At 67.8% G+C, this 15,377-nt stretch carries 13 protein-coding genes; 4 read left to right on the top strand and 9 right to left on the bottom strand.

The genetic code is table 11. From position 1 onward, the window contains the following. Positions 1-3: 3 nt before the first annotated feature. Positions 4-252: a hypothetical protein gene (locus tag ACWCOV_RS30995; RefSeq protein WP_449832872.1), complete on the bottom strand. Its 249-nt coding sequence runs from the start codon at positions 250-252 to the stop codon at positions 4-6. A 16-nt stretch (positions 253-268) separates the two neighbouring features. Further along, a complete protein-coding gene (locus ACWCOV_RS30990) occupies positions 269-1,948 on the bottom strand; it encodes a sodium:solute symporter family protein (RefSeq protein ID WP_449832871.1) in 1,680 nt (559 codons plus the stop codon). Positions 1,949-2,120: 172 nt separating this feature from the next. On the opposite strand from ACWCOV_RS30990, the gene ACWCOV_RS30985 reads away from it, so the two are divergent. Together ACWCOV_RS30985 and ACWCOV_RS30980 are read left to right on the top strand one after the other, a co-directional pair. Then, positions 2,121-3,269: a sensor histidine kinase gene (locus ACWCOV_RS30985; protein ID WP_449832870.1), complete on the top strand. Its 1,149-nt coding sequence runs from the start codon at positions 2,121-2,123 to the stop codon at positions 3,267-3,269. Further along, complete coding sequence (locus ACWCOV_RS30980) at positions 3,262-3,903, top strand: response regulator (RefSeq protein WP_449832869.1); 642 nt, start codon at positions 3,262-3,264, stop codon at positions 3,901-3,903. The genes ACWCOV_RS30985 and ACWCOV_RS30980 overlap by 8 nt, the downstream gene beginning before the upstream one ends. Here ACWCOV_RS30980 and ACWCOV_RS30975 read toward each other — a convergent pair. Continuing rightward, the gene (locus ACWCOV_RS30975; protein WP_449832868.1) at positions 3,900-4,895 is read right to left on the bottom strand and encodes an endonuclease/exonuclease/phosphatase family protein; all 996 of its coding nucleotides are present in this window, start codon (positions 4,893-4,895) and stop codon (positions 3,900-3,902) included. The genes ACWCOV_RS30980 and ACWCOV_RS30975 overlap by 4 nt on opposite strands. 152 nt (positions 4,896-5,047) lie before the next feature. Here ACWCOV_RS30975 and ACWCOV_RS30970 point away from each other — a divergent pair, with 152 nt between their 5' ends. Further along, positions 5,048-5,662: a hypothetical protein gene (locus tag ACWCOV_RS30970; RefSeq protein WP_449832867.1), complete on the top strand. Its 615-nt coding sequence runs from the start codon at positions 5,048-5,050 to the stop codon at positions 5,660-5,662. A gap of 124 nt (positions 5,663-5,786) precedes the next feature. Here ACWCOV_RS30970 and ACWCOV_RS30965 read toward each other — a convergent pair whose 3' ends face one another. From ACWCOV_RS30965 to ACWCOV_RS30940, 6 genes are all read right to left on the bottom strand, one after another. Beyond that, positions 5,787-6,794 (bottom strand): ABC transporter substrate-binding protein, encoded by a 1,008-nt coding sequence (locus tag ACWCOV_RS30965; RefSeq protein WP_449832917.1) that lies wholly within the window; start codon positions 6,792-6,794, stop codon positions 5,787-5,789. Between the two features lie 31 nt (positions 6,795-6,825). Beyond that, positions 6,826-9,114, bottom strand: a complete 2,289-nt coding sequence (locus tag ACWCOV_RS30960; protein ID WP_449832866.1) for a glycoside hydrolase family 95 protein — start codon at positions 9,112-9,114, stop codon at positions 6,826-6,828. 5 nt (positions 9,115-9,119) lie between these two features. Further along, positions 9,120-10,760: an ABC transporter substrate-binding protein gene (locus ACWCOV_RS30955; RefSeq protein ID WP_449832865.1), complete on the bottom strand. Its 1,641-nt coding sequence runs from the start codon at positions 10,758-10,760 to the stop codon at positions 9,120-9,122. Between the two features lie 42 nt (positions 10,761-10,802). Next, entirely contained in the window at positions 10,803-11,744 is a 942-nt protein-coding gene (locus ACWCOV_RS30950) for a carbohydrate ABC transporter permease (RefSeq protein ID WP_449832864.1), read from the bottom strand. After that, positions 11,741-12,736 carry an ABC transporter permease gene (locus tag ACWCOV_RS30945; RefSeq protein ID WP_449832863.1) on the bottom strand — a complete coding sequence of 332 codons (996 nt, stop codon included), beginning with the start codon at positions 12,734-12,736 and terminating at the stop codon, positions 11,741-11,743. The genes ACWCOV_RS30950 and ACWCOV_RS30945 overlap by 4 nt, the downstream gene beginning before the upstream one ends. Positions 12,737-13,094: 358 nt before the next feature. After that, positions 13,095-13,832, bottom strand: a complete 738-nt coding sequence (locus tag ACWCOV_RS30940; RefSeq protein ID WP_449832862.1) for an SDR family NAD(P)-dependent oxidoreductase — start codon at positions 13,830-13,832, stop codon at positions 13,095-13,097. Between the two features lie 329 nt (positions 13,833-14,161). On the opposite strand from ACWCOV_RS30940, the gene ACWCOV_RS30935 reads away from it, so the two are divergent. Next, the coding region (locus tag ACWCOV_RS30935; RefSeq protein ID WP_449832861.1) for an MFS transporter at positions 14,162-15,377 on the top strand (1,216 nt) is incomplete at its 3' end.

Genomic DNA, 15,377 nt, shown 5'->3' with positions numbered 1-15,377 from the left:
CGGTTACTCCTCCGTATCGTCGCCGACCGGTACGACGATCGGCCGCAGCCGGGCCCAGAGCACGAAGAGAGCGGCCACCACGAGCATCGCGAGCCCGCCCCACAGGTTGATGTTGATCCCGGCCGCCTTGGCCACCTCGGCCGGGTCGGCGATGACACCGAGGATCGTCAGCACCAGGCCGTAGATCGCGATCAGCGCCGCGATCACCACCCGGATGTCGAACGCCCCGGACTTCTTGGTCTGCGCAGCCATCTCAGATGCTCCTTGGTCAGCCGAAGATGATGTTCAGGGCGATGGTCATCGCCAGCGAGATGCCGGCCAGCAGCACCGGCCTGCGGTACCAGCCGTGGTCGCCGCGGACGGTCACCTCGGTCCGCTGCTCCTTCGGCGTCAGCGAGTAGACCAGGCCGACCAGCTCCTCGTCGCGTTTCGGCGCCGTCGCCAGGCTGACCAGCACGCTCACCAGGATGTCGACCACGAAGGCCGCGCCGGCGCCGACGAAGCTGGCGCCCTGACCCGGCAGGTCGATGACGCCGTTCTCGGACAGGATGAACACCAGCACGGCGGTCGCCGTACCGCTGACCAGGCCGACCCAGCCGGCCGTCGCGGTCATCCGCTTCCAGAACATACCGAGGATGAAGGTGGCGAACAGCGGCGCGTTGAAGAACGAGAACAGCTGCTGCAGGTAGTCCATCAGGTTGCTGTAGCCGGAGGCGATCGCGGCGGTGCCGATCGCGATGATCGTGCCCGCGACGGTGACCCAGCGGCCGGTGCGCAGGTAGAAGTCGTCCGGCCGGTCCTTGATCACGTACCGCTCGATCAGGTCGTACGACACGACCGTGTTGAACGAGCTGAGGTTGGCCGCCATACCGGCCATGAACGAGGCCAGCAGACCGGTGATCGCCAGGCCGAGCATGCCGTTCGGGAGCAGGTCGCGCATCAGCAGCAGCAGGGCGTCGTTGTAGTCCACCTCGCCGCTGCCGTCGGCCTTGAACTGGGCCAGTTCGGGCACGATCACGGCCGCGATCATGCCCGGGATGATCACGATGAACGGGACGAACATCTTCGGGAACGAGCCGATGATCGGGGTCCGCCGGGCCGCAGACATGTTCTTCGAGGCCATCGCCCGCTGCACCTCGACGAAGTTCGTCGTCCAGTAGCCGAAGGACAGCACGAAGCCCAGACCGAAGACGATCCCGATCACGGACAGGAAGTCGCTGGTGAAGCCGCTCAGCGCGTTGCCGGGCCAGGCGCTCATCTGCTCGGCGCCGCCGGGCGAGGCGGTGACCTTCTCGGTCAGGCCCTGCCAGCCGCCGACCTTGTGCAGACCGACGATGGTCAGCGGCAGCAGCGCGGCCACGATCACGAAGAACTGCAGCACCTCGTTGTAGATCGCCGCGGACAGGCCGCCGAGGGTGATGTAGCTGAGCACGATCACCGCGGCGACGATGACCGAGACCCAGATCGGCCAGCCGAGGAGCACGTTGACGATGGTGGCCAGCAGGAACAGGTTCACCCCGGCGATCAGCACCTGGGCGACGGCGAAGCTGATCGCGTTCACCAGGTGCGCGGGCTGGCCGAACCGGCGCAGCATGAACTCCGGCACGCTGCGCACCTTGGAGCCGTAGTAGAACGGCATCATCACGACGCCGAGGAACAGCATCGCCGGGACGGCGCCGATCCAGAAGTAGTGCACGGTCGGCATGCCGTACTCGGCGCCGTTCGCGGACATGCCCATGATCTCGATCGCGCCCAGGTTCGCCGAGATGAACGCCAGGCCGGTGACCCAGGCGGGCAGCGACCGCCCGGACAGGAAGAAGTCGAGACTGTTGGAGACCGCGCGTTTGGCCAGGTACCCGATGCCGAGCACGAAGGCGAAGTACAAGGCGATGATGATGTAGTCGATCGCCGTGGCGTCCAGCCTCAGGATGGATTGTTGCGCAAGCATCGGCCCTCCGAATCGTCGATCGTGACGCAGCGTGGTGTTACCGCTCAGGAACGTTACTCCGGCGGTACCCACAGCCACATCACCGGTCGGTTGTGTTTTCAATCAAAATCTCCACCCGGATCTCCACCCCGTGGCCGGTCCGGCCCAGTGCCCGGCTGCGTAGGGTGCCGATGTGACGGCACGGAAGCTGGGGCGCCTCGCCCTGCACGGGGAGAGCGGCTGGCTGGGCCGGGGCCTGACCACGGTGGTCGCGGTCGCCGTACTGTCGACCTCCCGGCCGGTCGAGCCCTGGGCCTGGTTCGTGCTGGGCGGCGGCCTCGCGGTCTTCCTGGCCGGCACCGTCCTGATGACGGTGCGTCCGGGCCTGGCGTACGGGCTCCTCGCGTCCGTTGCCGTCGGCAACGCCCTGATCGCCGGGATGGAGGGCTCGAACGCCCTCGTGCTGGTCCTGGTCGCCGTGGCAGACATCGCCGTGATGGACTTCCGCCGGCGCGGCGACTCGGCCGGCTGCCGGAACAGCAATCGGCCGATCGTCGGTGTCGGCACCGGCGTCGTGGTCGCATTCGCCTTGTCGGCCGCGTGGTTCGATCAGCCGGACAGTTGGTACTTCAGCCAACTGCTGTGGACCGCGGTGCTGGCCGCGTTCGGCCTGAACCGGCGGCAGTACGAGGTCCAGGTCCGACAGACGGAGGAACTGCTGGAACAGACGCGCCGCGCGCAGAGCCAGCAGTCCCGAGCGGCAGCCCTCGAGGAGCGCGGGCGGATCGCACGGGATCTCCATGACGTGCTCGCGCACTCGCTCGGCGCGCTCAGCGTGCAGCTCGAACTGGCCGAGGCGTTGCTGGACGAACGTGACGACAGGGCCGCTGCCCTCGACCACATCCGGCGCTCGCGACGGCTCGCCGTACAAGGGTTGAGTGAGGCGCGGAACGCGGTGGCTGCGTTGCGGGCGGACGACGTACCCGAGCTGCCGCAGGCGCTTGCGGCGCTGGCCGAGCAGCACGAGGCGGATCACCGGGTCGCGGTCCGGCTGTCCGTGGAAGGAGCGGCACAGACTGAGTCCGGTGTCACGGTCGCGCTGCTGAACGCTGCCCGGGAGGCGCTGACGAATGCGGCGAAGCACGCACCTGGCCATCGTGTCGACGTCGAGCTCAGGTATGCGGACGGCGTCCGGCTGGCGGTGCGGAACAAGGGTGTGACGGCCGGTGAAGGGTTCGGGCTGGCCGGGATGCGGGAACGGCTGGCCCTGATCGGTGGGACGCTGACGGCGGGCCCCGATGGGGACGACTGGCTGGTGGTCGCGGAGGTGCCTCATGAGTGACGTGATCCGGGTGGTCGTGGCCGACGACCAGCAGGTGGTCCGGGAGGGACTGGTCGCACTGCTAGGACTGCTGGACGGGATCGAGGTCACCGGCGCGGCCGCGAACGGCGTCGAGGCGGTCGACCTCGTTGCGCAGGGCAACGTGGATGTGGTGCTGATGGACCTGAAGATGCCGGTCCTCGACGGGGTCCAGGCGACGGCCCGGATCACGACCGGCTTCCCGGACGTCGCCGTCCTGGTGCTGACGACGTACGCCGACGACGACTCGATCGCGACCGCGTTGCGCGCCGGCGCCCGCGGGTACCTCACCAAGGACGCGAGCCGGGCCGAGATCGGGGCGGCGCTCCGGTCGACCGCGGCCGGTCAGTCCACGTTCGACCCCGAGGTGTCCCGCCGGCTCGTCGCGGGGCTGAGCCCCGGCCGGGCCAAGGAGACCGACGGCCTCACCGCACGGGAGACGGAGGTACTGCGGTTGATCGCGCAGGGACTGAGCAACCCGGAGATCGCCGGGCGGCTCTACATCAGCGAGGCGACCGTGAAGACGCACATCAACAACACCTTCGCCAAGATCGGTGCCCGGCACCGCGCCGAGGCCGTCCGCTACGCGTACCGCAAAGGGATCGTGGAGAACTAGACCCGGAGCTCGGCGACGACCGGGCGGTGGTCGCTGCCGGTGTTGCTCATCACCCAGGCCTTCGTCGGGGTGACGCCGCGCACCATGATGTGGTCGATCCGCGCCATCGGGAACTTCGCCGGCCAGGTGAACCCGAACCCGTAGCCGGCCGCGCCCTGCGCCGACCGCAGTCCGGCGGTCAACGGGGCCAGGCTGCGGTCGGTCGCCGTACCGTTGAAGTCGCCCATCACGACCACGCCGGCCAGTTTCTCGTCGGCGATCTGCCGGCCGAGCGCCTTGATCGTGTCGTTGCGCTGGTCCGAGGTGAAGCCGCTGGCGCCGACCCGGACCGACGCGAGGTGCGCCACGTACACCGCGACCTTGCCCTCCGGCGTGCTGACCTCGGCCCGCAGCGCCCGGGTCCACTTGAACCCGACGTCGACCGACTTGCTCTCGTCGACCGGGAACTTCGACCAGAGCGCGACGGTGTCCCGGGAGACCTCGTACGGGTACTCCTTCGCGAACGCCGCCTTGTAGATCTTCATGTCCGCCGCGGTGATCTCCTCCAGCGCCATCACGTCGGCGTCGGCCTCCAGCAGGTCCTGCGCGGTCCGCTGCGGATCCGGGTTGGCCGCGTCGACGTTGTGCGACAGCACTCGCAGGTCGGACGCCCCGCCACCCTTGCCCGGGATCAGCAGGTTCCCGAACATCAGGCCCCAGACGACGGTGGGCAGCAGCAACGCGACTCCGGCCGTGGCGGAACGGCGTACCAGCGCGGCGACGGCGAGGATCGGCACGGCGAGGCCGACCCAGGGCAGGAAGGTGTCGAGCAGACTGCCGAGGTTGCCGATCGAGTTCGGCACCCAGCGGTGGAACAACAGCGGCAGGGCGGACAGCACCGCAAGGAACGCGATCAGCCAGCCGCGGCGCCAGATACTGCCCTTCCGGCGCCGGCGGGCTGTGTTGCGCGTCGGCGGCTTCCGGGAGGCGACGGCGGTCTGGCGGTCCGGCATGCAGCGATTCTTGCGGACACCTGCGCCGTACCAAAGTCCGCACCCGGTCCGGGAGCGCTTTTCATCCCTACGGACGAGTGGTACGGACCGAAATGATTAGGGTTGTGTGAGGGGTGCTGGTGCGTACGGCGGATGCGCCCGACAATGCCGGTATGCCGCCCGAGCAGACCACGCAGCCGTTCGTCGTGAAGCGCCGCGGCCTCGGCACGACGAAGACCGCTTTGTACCTCGGCACGCTGCTGTTCGGGCTGATGGTGCTGCTCACCGCGCTGACGGTGGTGGTCCAGCTGGTCAAGGGCGGGTCGATCCGCGAGCCGCTGGAGTCCGTCTGGCTGTCCTGGGGCGGGATGCCGCTGATCTTCGCGGTCGGGCTGCCGGTGCTGCTGCTGGTCGGCGCCGTGACGGCGTTCGAGGAGTCCCGCGAGGCCGACGACGAGGACGTGCTGCTGACGATCGACGAGGCCGGGATCTACCTCGGTGGTGAGCAGCCGCGGACTATTCCGTGGGCGGACGTCCGCGGCGTCTGCCGGATCGAGCGGCACGACGTGAACCCCGACGGCGGCGAGTCGTGGTCGCCGTACCTGGTCGTCGTGCTCCACGACGCCGACGCCCTCCCCCACAACTCCAAGTCCTGGGGCCCGTCCCGCCCCTGGCCCGGCACCGTCGAAATCCTCGGCCGCGAACTCCCGTACGACGACCTCGTGACGGCCGTAGCCCGCTACGCCCCCCACGTCCAGGTAACCAACCGAGGCCGAGTCCCGAACTAACCGCAAGCCCCCACCCGGCCCCACCGCCGGCCCACCCACCCGGGGGCGGGCTCCCACCCCACGCGGGGGTGGGGCTCTCACACCTCCCCGCCCCGGAGCGAAGCGGAGGGGCGGGTTTCCTCCCTTATCCCTTGGGGCCGAGGAGCTTCTCCAGGTCTGTCAGGACGTCCATGGCGCCGAGAGGGCCGAGGCCCAGGAACCAGACCTCGTCGTCGACGCGGGCGACCTGGCCGGCCTTCACCGCCGGCAGCGCCTTCCAGAGGTTGCCGTTGACAACGACGTTCTCGGCCGTGGTCTCCGGCTTGCCGTAGCTGGAGTAGAAGATCCAGTCTCCGGTCGCCTGCCCGATGTTCTCCTGCGACACCTCGACCGCGAGGTCCTGGACGTCCTGGATCTTCGGGCGCGGCAGCCCGATGTCCTTCAGGATCACGCCGATGAACGACAGGTTGCCGTACAGCCGGATCTCGGCCGGCCGGAACCGGACCAGCGAGATCGTCGGCGTCCCCTGCACCTTCGACTTCACCTCGTCGGCGCGCTTCTGGTAGTCGTTCAGGATCCCGGTGGCCTTGTCCTCCTCGCCGACCGAGTCCGCGACCAGCAGGAAGTTCTCCTTCCACGGGAACCCGGGCCGGATGCTGAACACCGTCGGCGCGATCGCGCTGAGCTTGTCGTACAGGTCGTTGGCCCGCAGCTTGCTGCCCAGGATCAGGTCCGGCTTCAGCGCCGCGATCGCCTCCAGGTTCAGCTCGCTGATCCCGCCGACGGTCTTGATCCCCTGCGCCTTGTCCGCCAGGTACGACGGAACGCCGGCCTGGCCCGCGGTCGTGGCCATCCCGACCGGTGTGATGCCGAGCGCGAGCACGTCGTCGAGCTCACCGCTGTCCAGCACGACGATCCGCTCGGGCTTCTTCTCGAGCTTGGTCTCGCCGAGCGCGTGCTTCACGGTCCGCGGGAAGGCGCCCGGCTGCGCGTCCGACCCCAGCTTGGCGGTCTCCTGGTCCGCGGTCTTGAACAACCGTCCGCCGGTCGCCACCTCGGTGTCGCCGACGCCGGTGTCGGCGGATCCGGTTTCGTTGCCACCACACCCGGCCAGCACCAGCAGGGCGGTCGTAACGGCTATTACGATGCGCATTTTCACGGACGCGAGGATACAACAACTTTGGTTAGGCAGCCCTAACGAGGTCCACCTTCTGACCGGCCTCCAGCGAGACTGTCCGCTCCCCGGACGGCAGCGCGATCCGGTACGTACCGGACTGCGAAGCAACCACCGACGCAGCGGCCAGTACTCCGCCCCGCCAGCTGACGTCGAACGCCAGCCCACCACGAGCCCGGAGACCACGGAACGAGCCGTCCGGCCAGTTGGCCGGAAGCGCCGGCAGCAGCCGGATGGTGTCGGTGTGGCTCTGGATCAGGAGCTCAGGGATGCAGCCGGTCATGCCGAAGTTCGCGTCGATCTGGAAGATGTCGCCGTCGCGGTGCAGCAGGTTGTCCGAGACCAGCCGGCTCAGGTAGTCCTGGATCACCGCGGACGCCTTCTCCGGCTCGAGCAGCCGCGCCCAGAGCGCCACGAGCCAGGCGGCCGTCCAGCCGCCGTTCGTCGCGCCCTTGGTCCGCAGCTCCAGCGAAGCACGTGCCGCCGCGGCCCACTCCGGCGTGCGCGACGGGTCGATCTCGGCGCCCGGGTGCAGGCCGTACAGGTGCGACTGGTGGCGGTGGTCGGTCTCCGACGGTTGCCAGTCCGTCGGCCATTCGAGCAGCCGGCCGTCGGACGTCGTACCGATCTCCGGAAGGCGTTCGCGGGCTTGGCGTGCGCGTGCTGCGAGGTCGCTGCCCAGCCCCAGCGCCGCTTCGGCTTCCAGCAGGTTGGCGAACAGTTCGCGGATGAGCCAGATGTCGTACGTCGAGGTGAGATCGACCGACGCCTTCTCGCCGGTGGGCAGGACGAAGTGGTGTTCCGGCGCGGTCGACGGGATGAACTGCAGTCGTCCGTCCGGGTCCTCGACCAGCATCGCCAGCACGAACTCGGCCGCACCGGCGATCAGCGGGTAGGCGCGGTCACGCAGGAAGTCCAGATCCAGCTGGAAACGGTAGTGCTCCATCAGGTGCGCGGTCAGCCAGACACCACAGGTCGCGCACATCGCCCACACCGGGTCGTCGCCGCCTTCGCCGACCGGCCAGGTCGCACGCCAGATGTCGGCGTTGTGGTGCGACACCCAGCCGGGTGCGTCGTACAGGATCCGGGCGGTCTCCGCGCCCGACTCGGCGAGGCCTTCGATCAGGTCGGTGAGTGGGTCGAAGCACTCGTCCAGGCCGGTGAGATCGGCGAGCCAGTAGTTCATCTGGGTGTTGATGTTGTTGGTCCAGTCGCTGGCCCACATCGGCCGGCGGTCCTGGTTCCAGATGCCTTGCAGATTGGCCGCCTGCGTCCCGGGGCGGGAGGACGCCATCAGCAGGTAGCGGCCGAAGTTGACCGTGAGCGCGACCAGATCCGGATCGTTCCCTCCGGCCGCGACCGCCCGGATCCGCTGATCGGTGGGTAGATCGCTCGACTCGCCGAGCTGGAGCTCAGCTCGCTCGTAGAGCGCAACGTGATCGTCGAGGTGCCGCTCCCGCACCCTCTCCAGGCTGACGTTGCCGAGCACCTCGGTTGCCTCGCGCAACGCCACCAGCGGATCCCGTCCGGGCGGCACCTTCCAGCCGGCGAACGTGCTTGCCGCCGACAACAACACCGTCAAGCTGTCGGCGCCGCGGACGCGCACGCCTTCCTCGCCCACCGCGACGGTGCCGCCGGTGTTGTGGACCCGCAGCGCGACACCGAAGCCGATGCCGCGTCCCTCTTCGTACCGGATCGGTTCCGGGCTCTGCCGGTACTCGATCGTGAGGTCCGACGGCGCGTGCCCGACCACTCCATAGATGCCGTCGGCAACCTGCGCCCGGATCGGGTGCTGGCTGGTCAGCTCCAGGTCGAGGTCGATCGACCCCGGCCGGTCGGCAGTGATCGTCCACACCATTGCCTGATCCGGTGTGGAGACGTAGGTCTCCCGGCGGAACCGCACGCCGTCGACCGTGTAGTCGACGGCGGCGGTCCCCGTACGGAGGTCCAGGCTCCGCCGGTAGTCCTGTGGTTCCCTGTCCTGTCGTTCACGGATCAGCAGGTCGGCGAGCGGCTGGTACGACTCGACCAGCGGCCCCTGCAGGGCCCGGGTCCGTTCGGTCGCCGCCAGCCGATCACCGTCCGCCAGCAACAGCCGCCGTACGTCGGCCAGCGCCTGCGGACCGTCCGTCACGGTCAGCGTGCGCGGGCCGTCGCCCGACCAGACGTCGTCGAGGTTGAGCGCGATCCGCTCCGCCCCGATCCGGCCGAACACCTTGGCGCCGAGGTGCCCGTTGCCGAGCGGCAACGCCTCGAACCAGTCGGGCGCGGCACTGGTGAACCACAGGTCGTGGGACATGGGGGTTACTTGCTCCCGGACTTGTACTTGTCGTAGGCCTGCTGGTTGATCTCCAGGTACCTGGGCATCCCGGTGCTGTCCAGGCCCTTCACGTAGGCGTCCCACTCGGTGTCGATGTTCTTCGAGCCGGTGATGAAGGCCAGCTGGTTCTGGTTCACGTAGCTGTTCAGGTTCGTCTGCAGGGTGGCGAGCTCACCGCTCAGGCTCGGGTCCGGCCAGACCGACGTCTGCGGGAACCACTGCGCCTTGTCCTCCTTGCCCTCGTACAGCTTGGTCGCCTGGAACAGCCGTCGCTCGAGGCCGGCGCCGGTGTAGATGTCGGCCGGCACGACCTGGGCGTTGCGGTAGGCCAGCGTGTTGTTGTACTGCCCGAGCGCGCCCCAGTTGATGTTCTTCGGCGCGTTCTGCTTCGGCTTGTACATCGGCTTGACCTTCTCGTCGAGCGCGATGTCACCGGGGCCGGGCTTGGTCCAGCCGACACCCTCCGGGCCCATATTGGTGATCATCTGACCCTCGTCGGTGTAGATCCAGTCCAGCATCTTGATCGCCGCGACCTGCGCCTCCTTGCTGGCCTTGTTGGTCAGCATGAAGGTGTAGCCGGTGGACGTCGGGTAGTTCAGGCCGGTGTAGCTCTTGCCCTCGGGACCGGTCAGCGGCGGCACCGCGTCGTACTGCTTGTCGCGGCCGTCCTTGGAGTCGAGCTGGACGAAGATGCCCGGCCAGAGCACCGGCACCGAGCCGAGCACGACCGCCTTCGGGTTGTTGCCCTGGGCCTGCAGCGCCTGCGCGTTCTGGGTGAACGCGGCCTGGTCGATCAGGCCTTCCTTGTAGAGGGAGTTGATGTACTTCAGCCCCTCCTTCCAGGCCGCCGACGTCACCGGCGTCACGACCTTGTCACCGTCGAGCGTGAGCAGCGACCGGACGCCGTTGTTGGCGCCGACCGGGTCGTAGGCGAACGCGTTCATCAGGTACGCGATCAGGCTGCTGTCCTGGACGTCGGTGGTCATCGGGATCTCGTCGGCCTTGCCGTTGCCGTTCGGGTCCTGGGTCTTGAAGGCGGTGAGCACCTTACGCAGGTCCTCGGTCGTCTTCGGCATCTGCAGGCCGAGCTTCTTCAGCCAGGCGCTGTTGATCCACAGCTTGTCCGGGTACGTGCAGTGGTAGCAGTCGGCCCATTGCGGCAGCGCGTAGATGTGCCCGTCCGGCGCGGTCGACATCTCCTTGTAGGTCTTGTTGGAGTCGAGCGCCTTCTGGATGTTCGGCGCGTGCTCCTTGATCAGCTCCTCCAGCGGTACGGCGACGCCCTGCTGGCCGAGCTTCAGCACCTCGGCCTGGGTGAACGCGTCGACCCACGGGATCAGGAAGAACAGGTCCGGGTAGTCGCCGGAGGCGAGCGCGATCTGCCGCTTCTCCTTGGCCGGACCGGCGTCGTAGGTGGTGTTCTGCCAGCGGAACTGGATCTTGAACTTGTCGCTCATGATCTTGGTGACCTGGTTGGTGTCCAGGTTCGAGTTCTGGTCGGCCGGGGTGAAGGTGTCGATGATGACCTTGCCGTCGGCCGTGGTCTCGTTCGCCGCCCCCTGCGCCGACTTGTCCGAGCTGCACGCCGCGAGGGCGAGCGTGCCGGCCACTGCCAGAGCGGCCATTTTGCTCATGGTTGAGCGCATTTCTTCGTTCCCTTTCTCGGATTAACCCTTGACCGCGCCGACCATCACGCCCTTGGTGAAGTGGCGGGCGACGAACGGGTAGATGATCAGTACGGGCAGGCTCGAGATGACGATGAGCGCGTACTTGAGGACATTGGCCAGCTGTTGCTGTTCGAGCTGCTGGGCCAGGTTCTGGGTGGTCGAGCCACCGGTGACGGTGTTCAGGATCAGCACGTTCCGCAGCACGATCTGCAGCGGGTACAGGCTGGGGTCCTTCAGGTAGACCAGGGCGTCGAAGTAGCTGTTCCACTGGAAGATCGCGTACATCAGCGCGATCACCGCGATCACCGGCTTCGACAGCGGCAGCACGATCGACCACAGGAACCGCAGGTCGCTGGCGCCGTCGATGGTGGCCGCCTCGTACAGCTCGTCCGGGATGGTCGACCGGAAGAACGTGCGCGCGATGATCACCTGCCAGACCCCGATCGCGCTCGGGATCACCATCGCCCACCGGGTGTTCAGCATGCCCAGGTCCTGCACCACCAGGTAGGTCGGGATCAGGCCGCCGGAGAACAGCATGGTGAAGATCAGCAGGCTCATGATCACGTTGCGGCCGAAGAAGGTACGGCGCGACAACGGGTAGGCGATCGCGATCGTCAGGGTGACGCTGATCAGCGTGCCGCCGGCCGCGTAGATGAACGAGTTCAGGTAGCCCCGCATGATCTGCGGGTCGCCGAACGCCACCTTGTAGGCCTGCAGACTCGGCTCGACCGGCCACAGCAGCACCCGGCCGGCACTCACCGCGGACGCGCTGCTGAACGAGTTCGCGACGATGTAGACGATCGGCACCAGCACCAGGACCAGCGCGATCCACAGCATCACCTTGACGCCGAGCAGGAAGATCTTGTCGGTCTTGGTCTCCGCGATCACGGTGGACTCGGGGCGTTCCGTCGTACGGCGGAATCCCGGCAGCGAAATGGTCATGACCAGAGTCCGTTTCCGGTGATGCGCTTGGCGGCGAAGTTCACGCCGAGCAGCAGGAACAGGTTGATCACCGAGTTGAACAGCCCGATCGCCGTCGCCATGCTGAAGTCGGCGTTCAGCAGGCCGGTCTTGTAGACGTAGGTGGCGATGATCTCGGACTGGGCCAGGTTCAGCGGGTTCTGCAGCAGGAACGCCTTCTCGAACCCGATCGACATGATGTTGCCGACGCCGAGCACCAGGATGATCACCGCGGTGGGCATGATGCCGGGCAGGTCCACGTGCCAGATCCGCTGCAGCCGGCTGGCGCCGTCGATCTTGGCCGACTCGTGCAGCGCCGGGTCGATCCCGGCCAGCGCGGCCAGGTAGATGACGGCCGAGTACCCGGTGGTCTGCCAGACGTCGGACCAGACGTAGATGTGCCGGAAGTAGTCCGGGTTGCCGAGGAAGTCGACCGCCGGCACACCGAACAACCCGATCGCGTCGTTGACGAAACCGAGCCGCGGCGACAGCACCAGGATCGTCATCGAGACGACCACCACAGTGGAGATGAAGTACGGCGCGTAGGTGACCAGCTGGACGGTCTTCTTGAACCGGCCGTTGCGGATCTCGTTCAGCGCGATGGCCAGGACGATCGGGATCGGGAAGCTGGCCAGCACCGTGTAGGCGGCCAGGATGAAGGTGTTCTTCACCAGCGTCCAGAACACCGGGTTGGCGAAGAACAGCTCGAAGTTGCGGAACCCGACCCACTCGCTGCCCCACGGCCCCTTGACCGGGCTGTAGTTCTTGAACGCGATCACCGCGTTCGCGATCGGGATGTACTTGAAGATGACGAAGTACGCGAGCGGGACGATCACCAGCAGGTACAGCTGCCAGTGCCGGCGCAGGCTGCGCCGGGCCTGGGTGCGGCGGCTCGCGCGTGGTAACCGGGCGGGTTTCACCGCCTCGGGGCGGGCCGGGCTGGGCGGCGCCGCCGGCTTCAGTGTTGTGCTCACTCCCCATCCTTTCCAACCCGATATCCGATAGGATCCCGGGTCCTACTTCCGGGAGGATGACACAGAACCTCGTGGAGCGGAAGAGCCTCGACCGGCCCGAGATCAGATGTTGACCGAACGCCGGGAACACCTTGTTCACAAGGGATTTCCCGAGTTGCCCCCAGCAACCAATACCCAGAGAACGCCAGCTGATCCGATGGCCACGCCACCGGATCCGGGCACACCACAGTCCAGCCCGGAGTCGCTCTGAGCCACCGACTCCGGACCGATTCCTATTTTATTTCCTCTGTGAACTATGTCGCAGTCAACCCGCCGCCGGCCGGTGCTGTCAAGACCCGGCCGGCGACCCGGAAGTGGGCTAGTCCACGACGGCGCCGCAGGACAGGTTGAGGACGGCGCCGGTGATCGGGCCGGCGTGGTCGGAGGCGGCGAAGGCGGCTGTCGCGCCGACTTCCGTCATCCGGGGCAGGCGGCGGAGTGCGGTGCCCTTGATCAGGTGGTCGAGGCCGTCCTCGGGGATGTTCCACTCGGGGTGCGTGTCCGGGGTGAAGTTCGGGCGGAGGGCGACGACGCGGACGCCGTACCGGCCGACCTCGCCGGCGAGTGCCCGGGTGAGGCACTCGATCGACGCGCAGGCCAGGCTGAAGCCGCCCATCTCGAAGTCGGCGCCGGACTCGCGGGCGGCCGATGACGACAGCATCATGATGACGCCGCCGCGCTGCGCGATCATCCGGCGGGCCACCGCGGTCGCGGTGATGAAGTTGGTCCGCGCCGCGTCCTCGACCGGCCGGACGAAGTCGTCCACCGCCAGGTCGACGAGCGGCACGTTCTGCTTCACCCGGACGCTGACGGCATTGAAGACGACGTCGATCCGGCCCTCGATCGACGCGACGTGCGCGTTGACCGCGTCCGCGCCGTACGCGTCGACGACGGCGACCGAGGCAGCGTCGATCTCGGCGGCGACCTTCTCCAGCTTGGCCAGGGTCCGGCCGGCCAGGTGCACCTTCGCCCCCTCGGCCGCGAACGCCCGGGCGATCGCGCCGCCCATCGCGCCGCCGCCGCCGTACACGATCGCCGTCTTGTCCTGGAGCAACATGGTGGATTCCTCTCGTCGGGGTCTACACCAGCGACGGAGCCACCACGCGATTCTCTACATCGGCGCAGGAAAAAACCTGACCCGACCATCACGGGGGAACGGCCGGGCCAGGCACTTCGATGGTACCTCCGATCACCAGCAGTGGCCGGAAAATTCACCGGCGGACTCGCCGGATCTTGCCCTACCCTGGCGGCATGCAACGTCGCTCCTGAAAGCGCACCTCCGCCACCTGCCCACCGGGTCGGCCGCCGTCGTGCGTCACGTCACGCGTTTGACCTCCCCAGGTCACGCTTGGTCATGCCCGCACACGCTTTCGGGAGCCATCCGCGATGCTTCTTCCTGCCTACCGATCGGCCGACCCGGTCCGGACGTACTACGCCTACAACGGCGCCTGGGCGTTCCTCGGCGCGCTGACGTTCACGCTGAGCATGGTGTACTACGTCCGCGACGCCGGCCTGGACCCGCTCCAGATGGTTCTGGTCGGGACCACTCTCGAGCTCGCCTGCTTCCTGTTCGAGGTGCCGACCGGCATCGTCGCCGACCTGTACAGCCGCCGACTGTCGATCATCATCGGGTTCGTCCTGATCGGGTCCGGTTTCCTGCTGCAGGGGCTGGTGCCGTCGTTCCTCGCGATCCTGGCCGCCCAGGTCCTGTGGGGCGTCGGCTACACCTTCACCTCCGGAGCCGACCAGGCCTGGATCACCGACGAGATCGGCGCCGACCGGACCGCCCACGTGTTCGTCCGCGCCCAGCAGGTCGGCCTGGTCGCGACCATCGCCGGCACGGTCAGCGCGGGCGCGCTCGGCCTGATCAGCCTGCCGTTGCCGATGACGCTGTCCGGCGCCGGGATGATCCTGCTCGGACTGGCGCTGGCGGTGTTCATGCGCGAGGACAACTTCCATCGGACTCCGAAGGCCGAGCGCGAGACGTTCCGGCAGTTGGCCGAGACGCTCAAGCACGGACTCGGGGTCGCGCGGCGGCGTCCCGTCGTACGCACGCTGGTGCTGATCAGTCTGATCTCCGGACTGTCCAGCGAAGCGTTCGACCGGTTGTGGTCGGTGAAGATCCTGGAATTCAGCTTTCCGACGGTCTTCGGCACGTCGGACCCGGCGTTCTGGTTCACGGTGCTCGCCCTGGTCGGCACGTTGCTGTCGCTGATCACCTCGGTGACCTTGAACAAGCTGTCGCCACAACGGTTGAGTGCCACGCATCCGAACGGCGTCCTCGGACTGCTCGCCCTCCTCCAGGTCGCCGGCGTGGTCGCCTTCGCCCTGCTCGATCACCTTTGGCTGGCGCTGGCCGCGATGTGGTTGCGCACGATCGCCGGCACGCTCGCCGCGCCGATCGAAGCCGCCTGGCTGAACCGGCACGTCGACTCCCGCTCCCGGGCGACCGTCATCTCGATGGTGTCGCAGGCCAACGCGATCGGCCAGGTCGTCGGCGGTCCGCCGCTCGGCGCCGTCGGCCGTACGTCGTTGCGCACGGCCCTGCTCGCCTCCGGCCTGATCCTGACCCCGATCCCGGTGTTGTACCTGCGGCTGCGCG

The sequence above is a fragment of the Kribbella sp. NPDC002412 genome, from assembly GCF_053592935.1.
The sequence above is the reverse complement of the archived record's forward strand: the minus strand, read 5'-3'. Positions and strand labels throughout refer to the sequence as shown.

What these genes read in the sequence shown, in the direction of transcription:
- ACWCOV_RS30940 (WP_449832862.1), bottom strand. Translation starts at nt 13,832, where the DNA reads ATGTTGCTCCAGGACAAGACGGCGATCGTGTACGGCGGCGGCGGCGCG.
- ACWCOV_RS30955 (WP_449832865.1), bottom strand. Translation starts at nt 10,760, where the DNA reads ATGGCCGCTCTGGCAGTGGCCGGCACGCTCGCCCTCGCGGCGTGCAGC.
- ACWCOV_RS30965 (WP_449832917.1), bottom strand. Translation starts at nt 6,794, where the DNA reads ATGCGCATCGTAATAGCCGTTACGACCGCCCTGCTGGTGCTGGCCGGG.
- ACWCOV_RS30990 (WP_449832871.1), bottom strand. Translation starts at nt 1,948, where the DNA reads ATGCTTGCGCAACAATCCATCCTGAGGCTGGACGCCACGGCGATCGAC.
- ACWCOV_RS30950 (WP_449832864.1), bottom strand. Translation starts at nt 11,744, where the DNA reads ATGACCATTTCGCTGCCGGGATTCCGCCGTACGACGGAACGCCCCGAG.
- ACWCOV_RS30980 (WP_449832869.1), top strand. Translation starts at nt 3,262, where the DNA reads ATGAGTGACGTGATCCGGGTGGTCGTGGCCGACGACCAGCAGGTGGTC.
- ACWCOV_RS30970 (WP_449832867.1), top strand. Translation starts at nt 5,048, where the DNA reads ATGCCGCCCGAGCAGACCACGCAGCCGTTCGTCGTGAAGCGCCGCGGC.
- ACWCOV_RS30960 (WP_449832866.1), bottom strand. Translation starts at nt 9,114, where the DNA reads ATGTCCCACGACCTGTGGTTCACCAGTGCCGCGCCCGACTGGTTCGAG.
- ACWCOV_RS30975 (WP_449832868.1), bottom strand. Translation starts at nt 4,895, where the DNA reads ATGCCGGACCGCCAGACCGCCGTCGCCTCCCGGAAGCCGCCGACGCGC.
- ACWCOV_RS30995 (WP_449832872.1), bottom strand. Translation starts at nt 252, where the DNA reads ATGGCTGCGCAGACCAAGAAGTCCGGGGCGTTCGACATCCGGGTGGTG.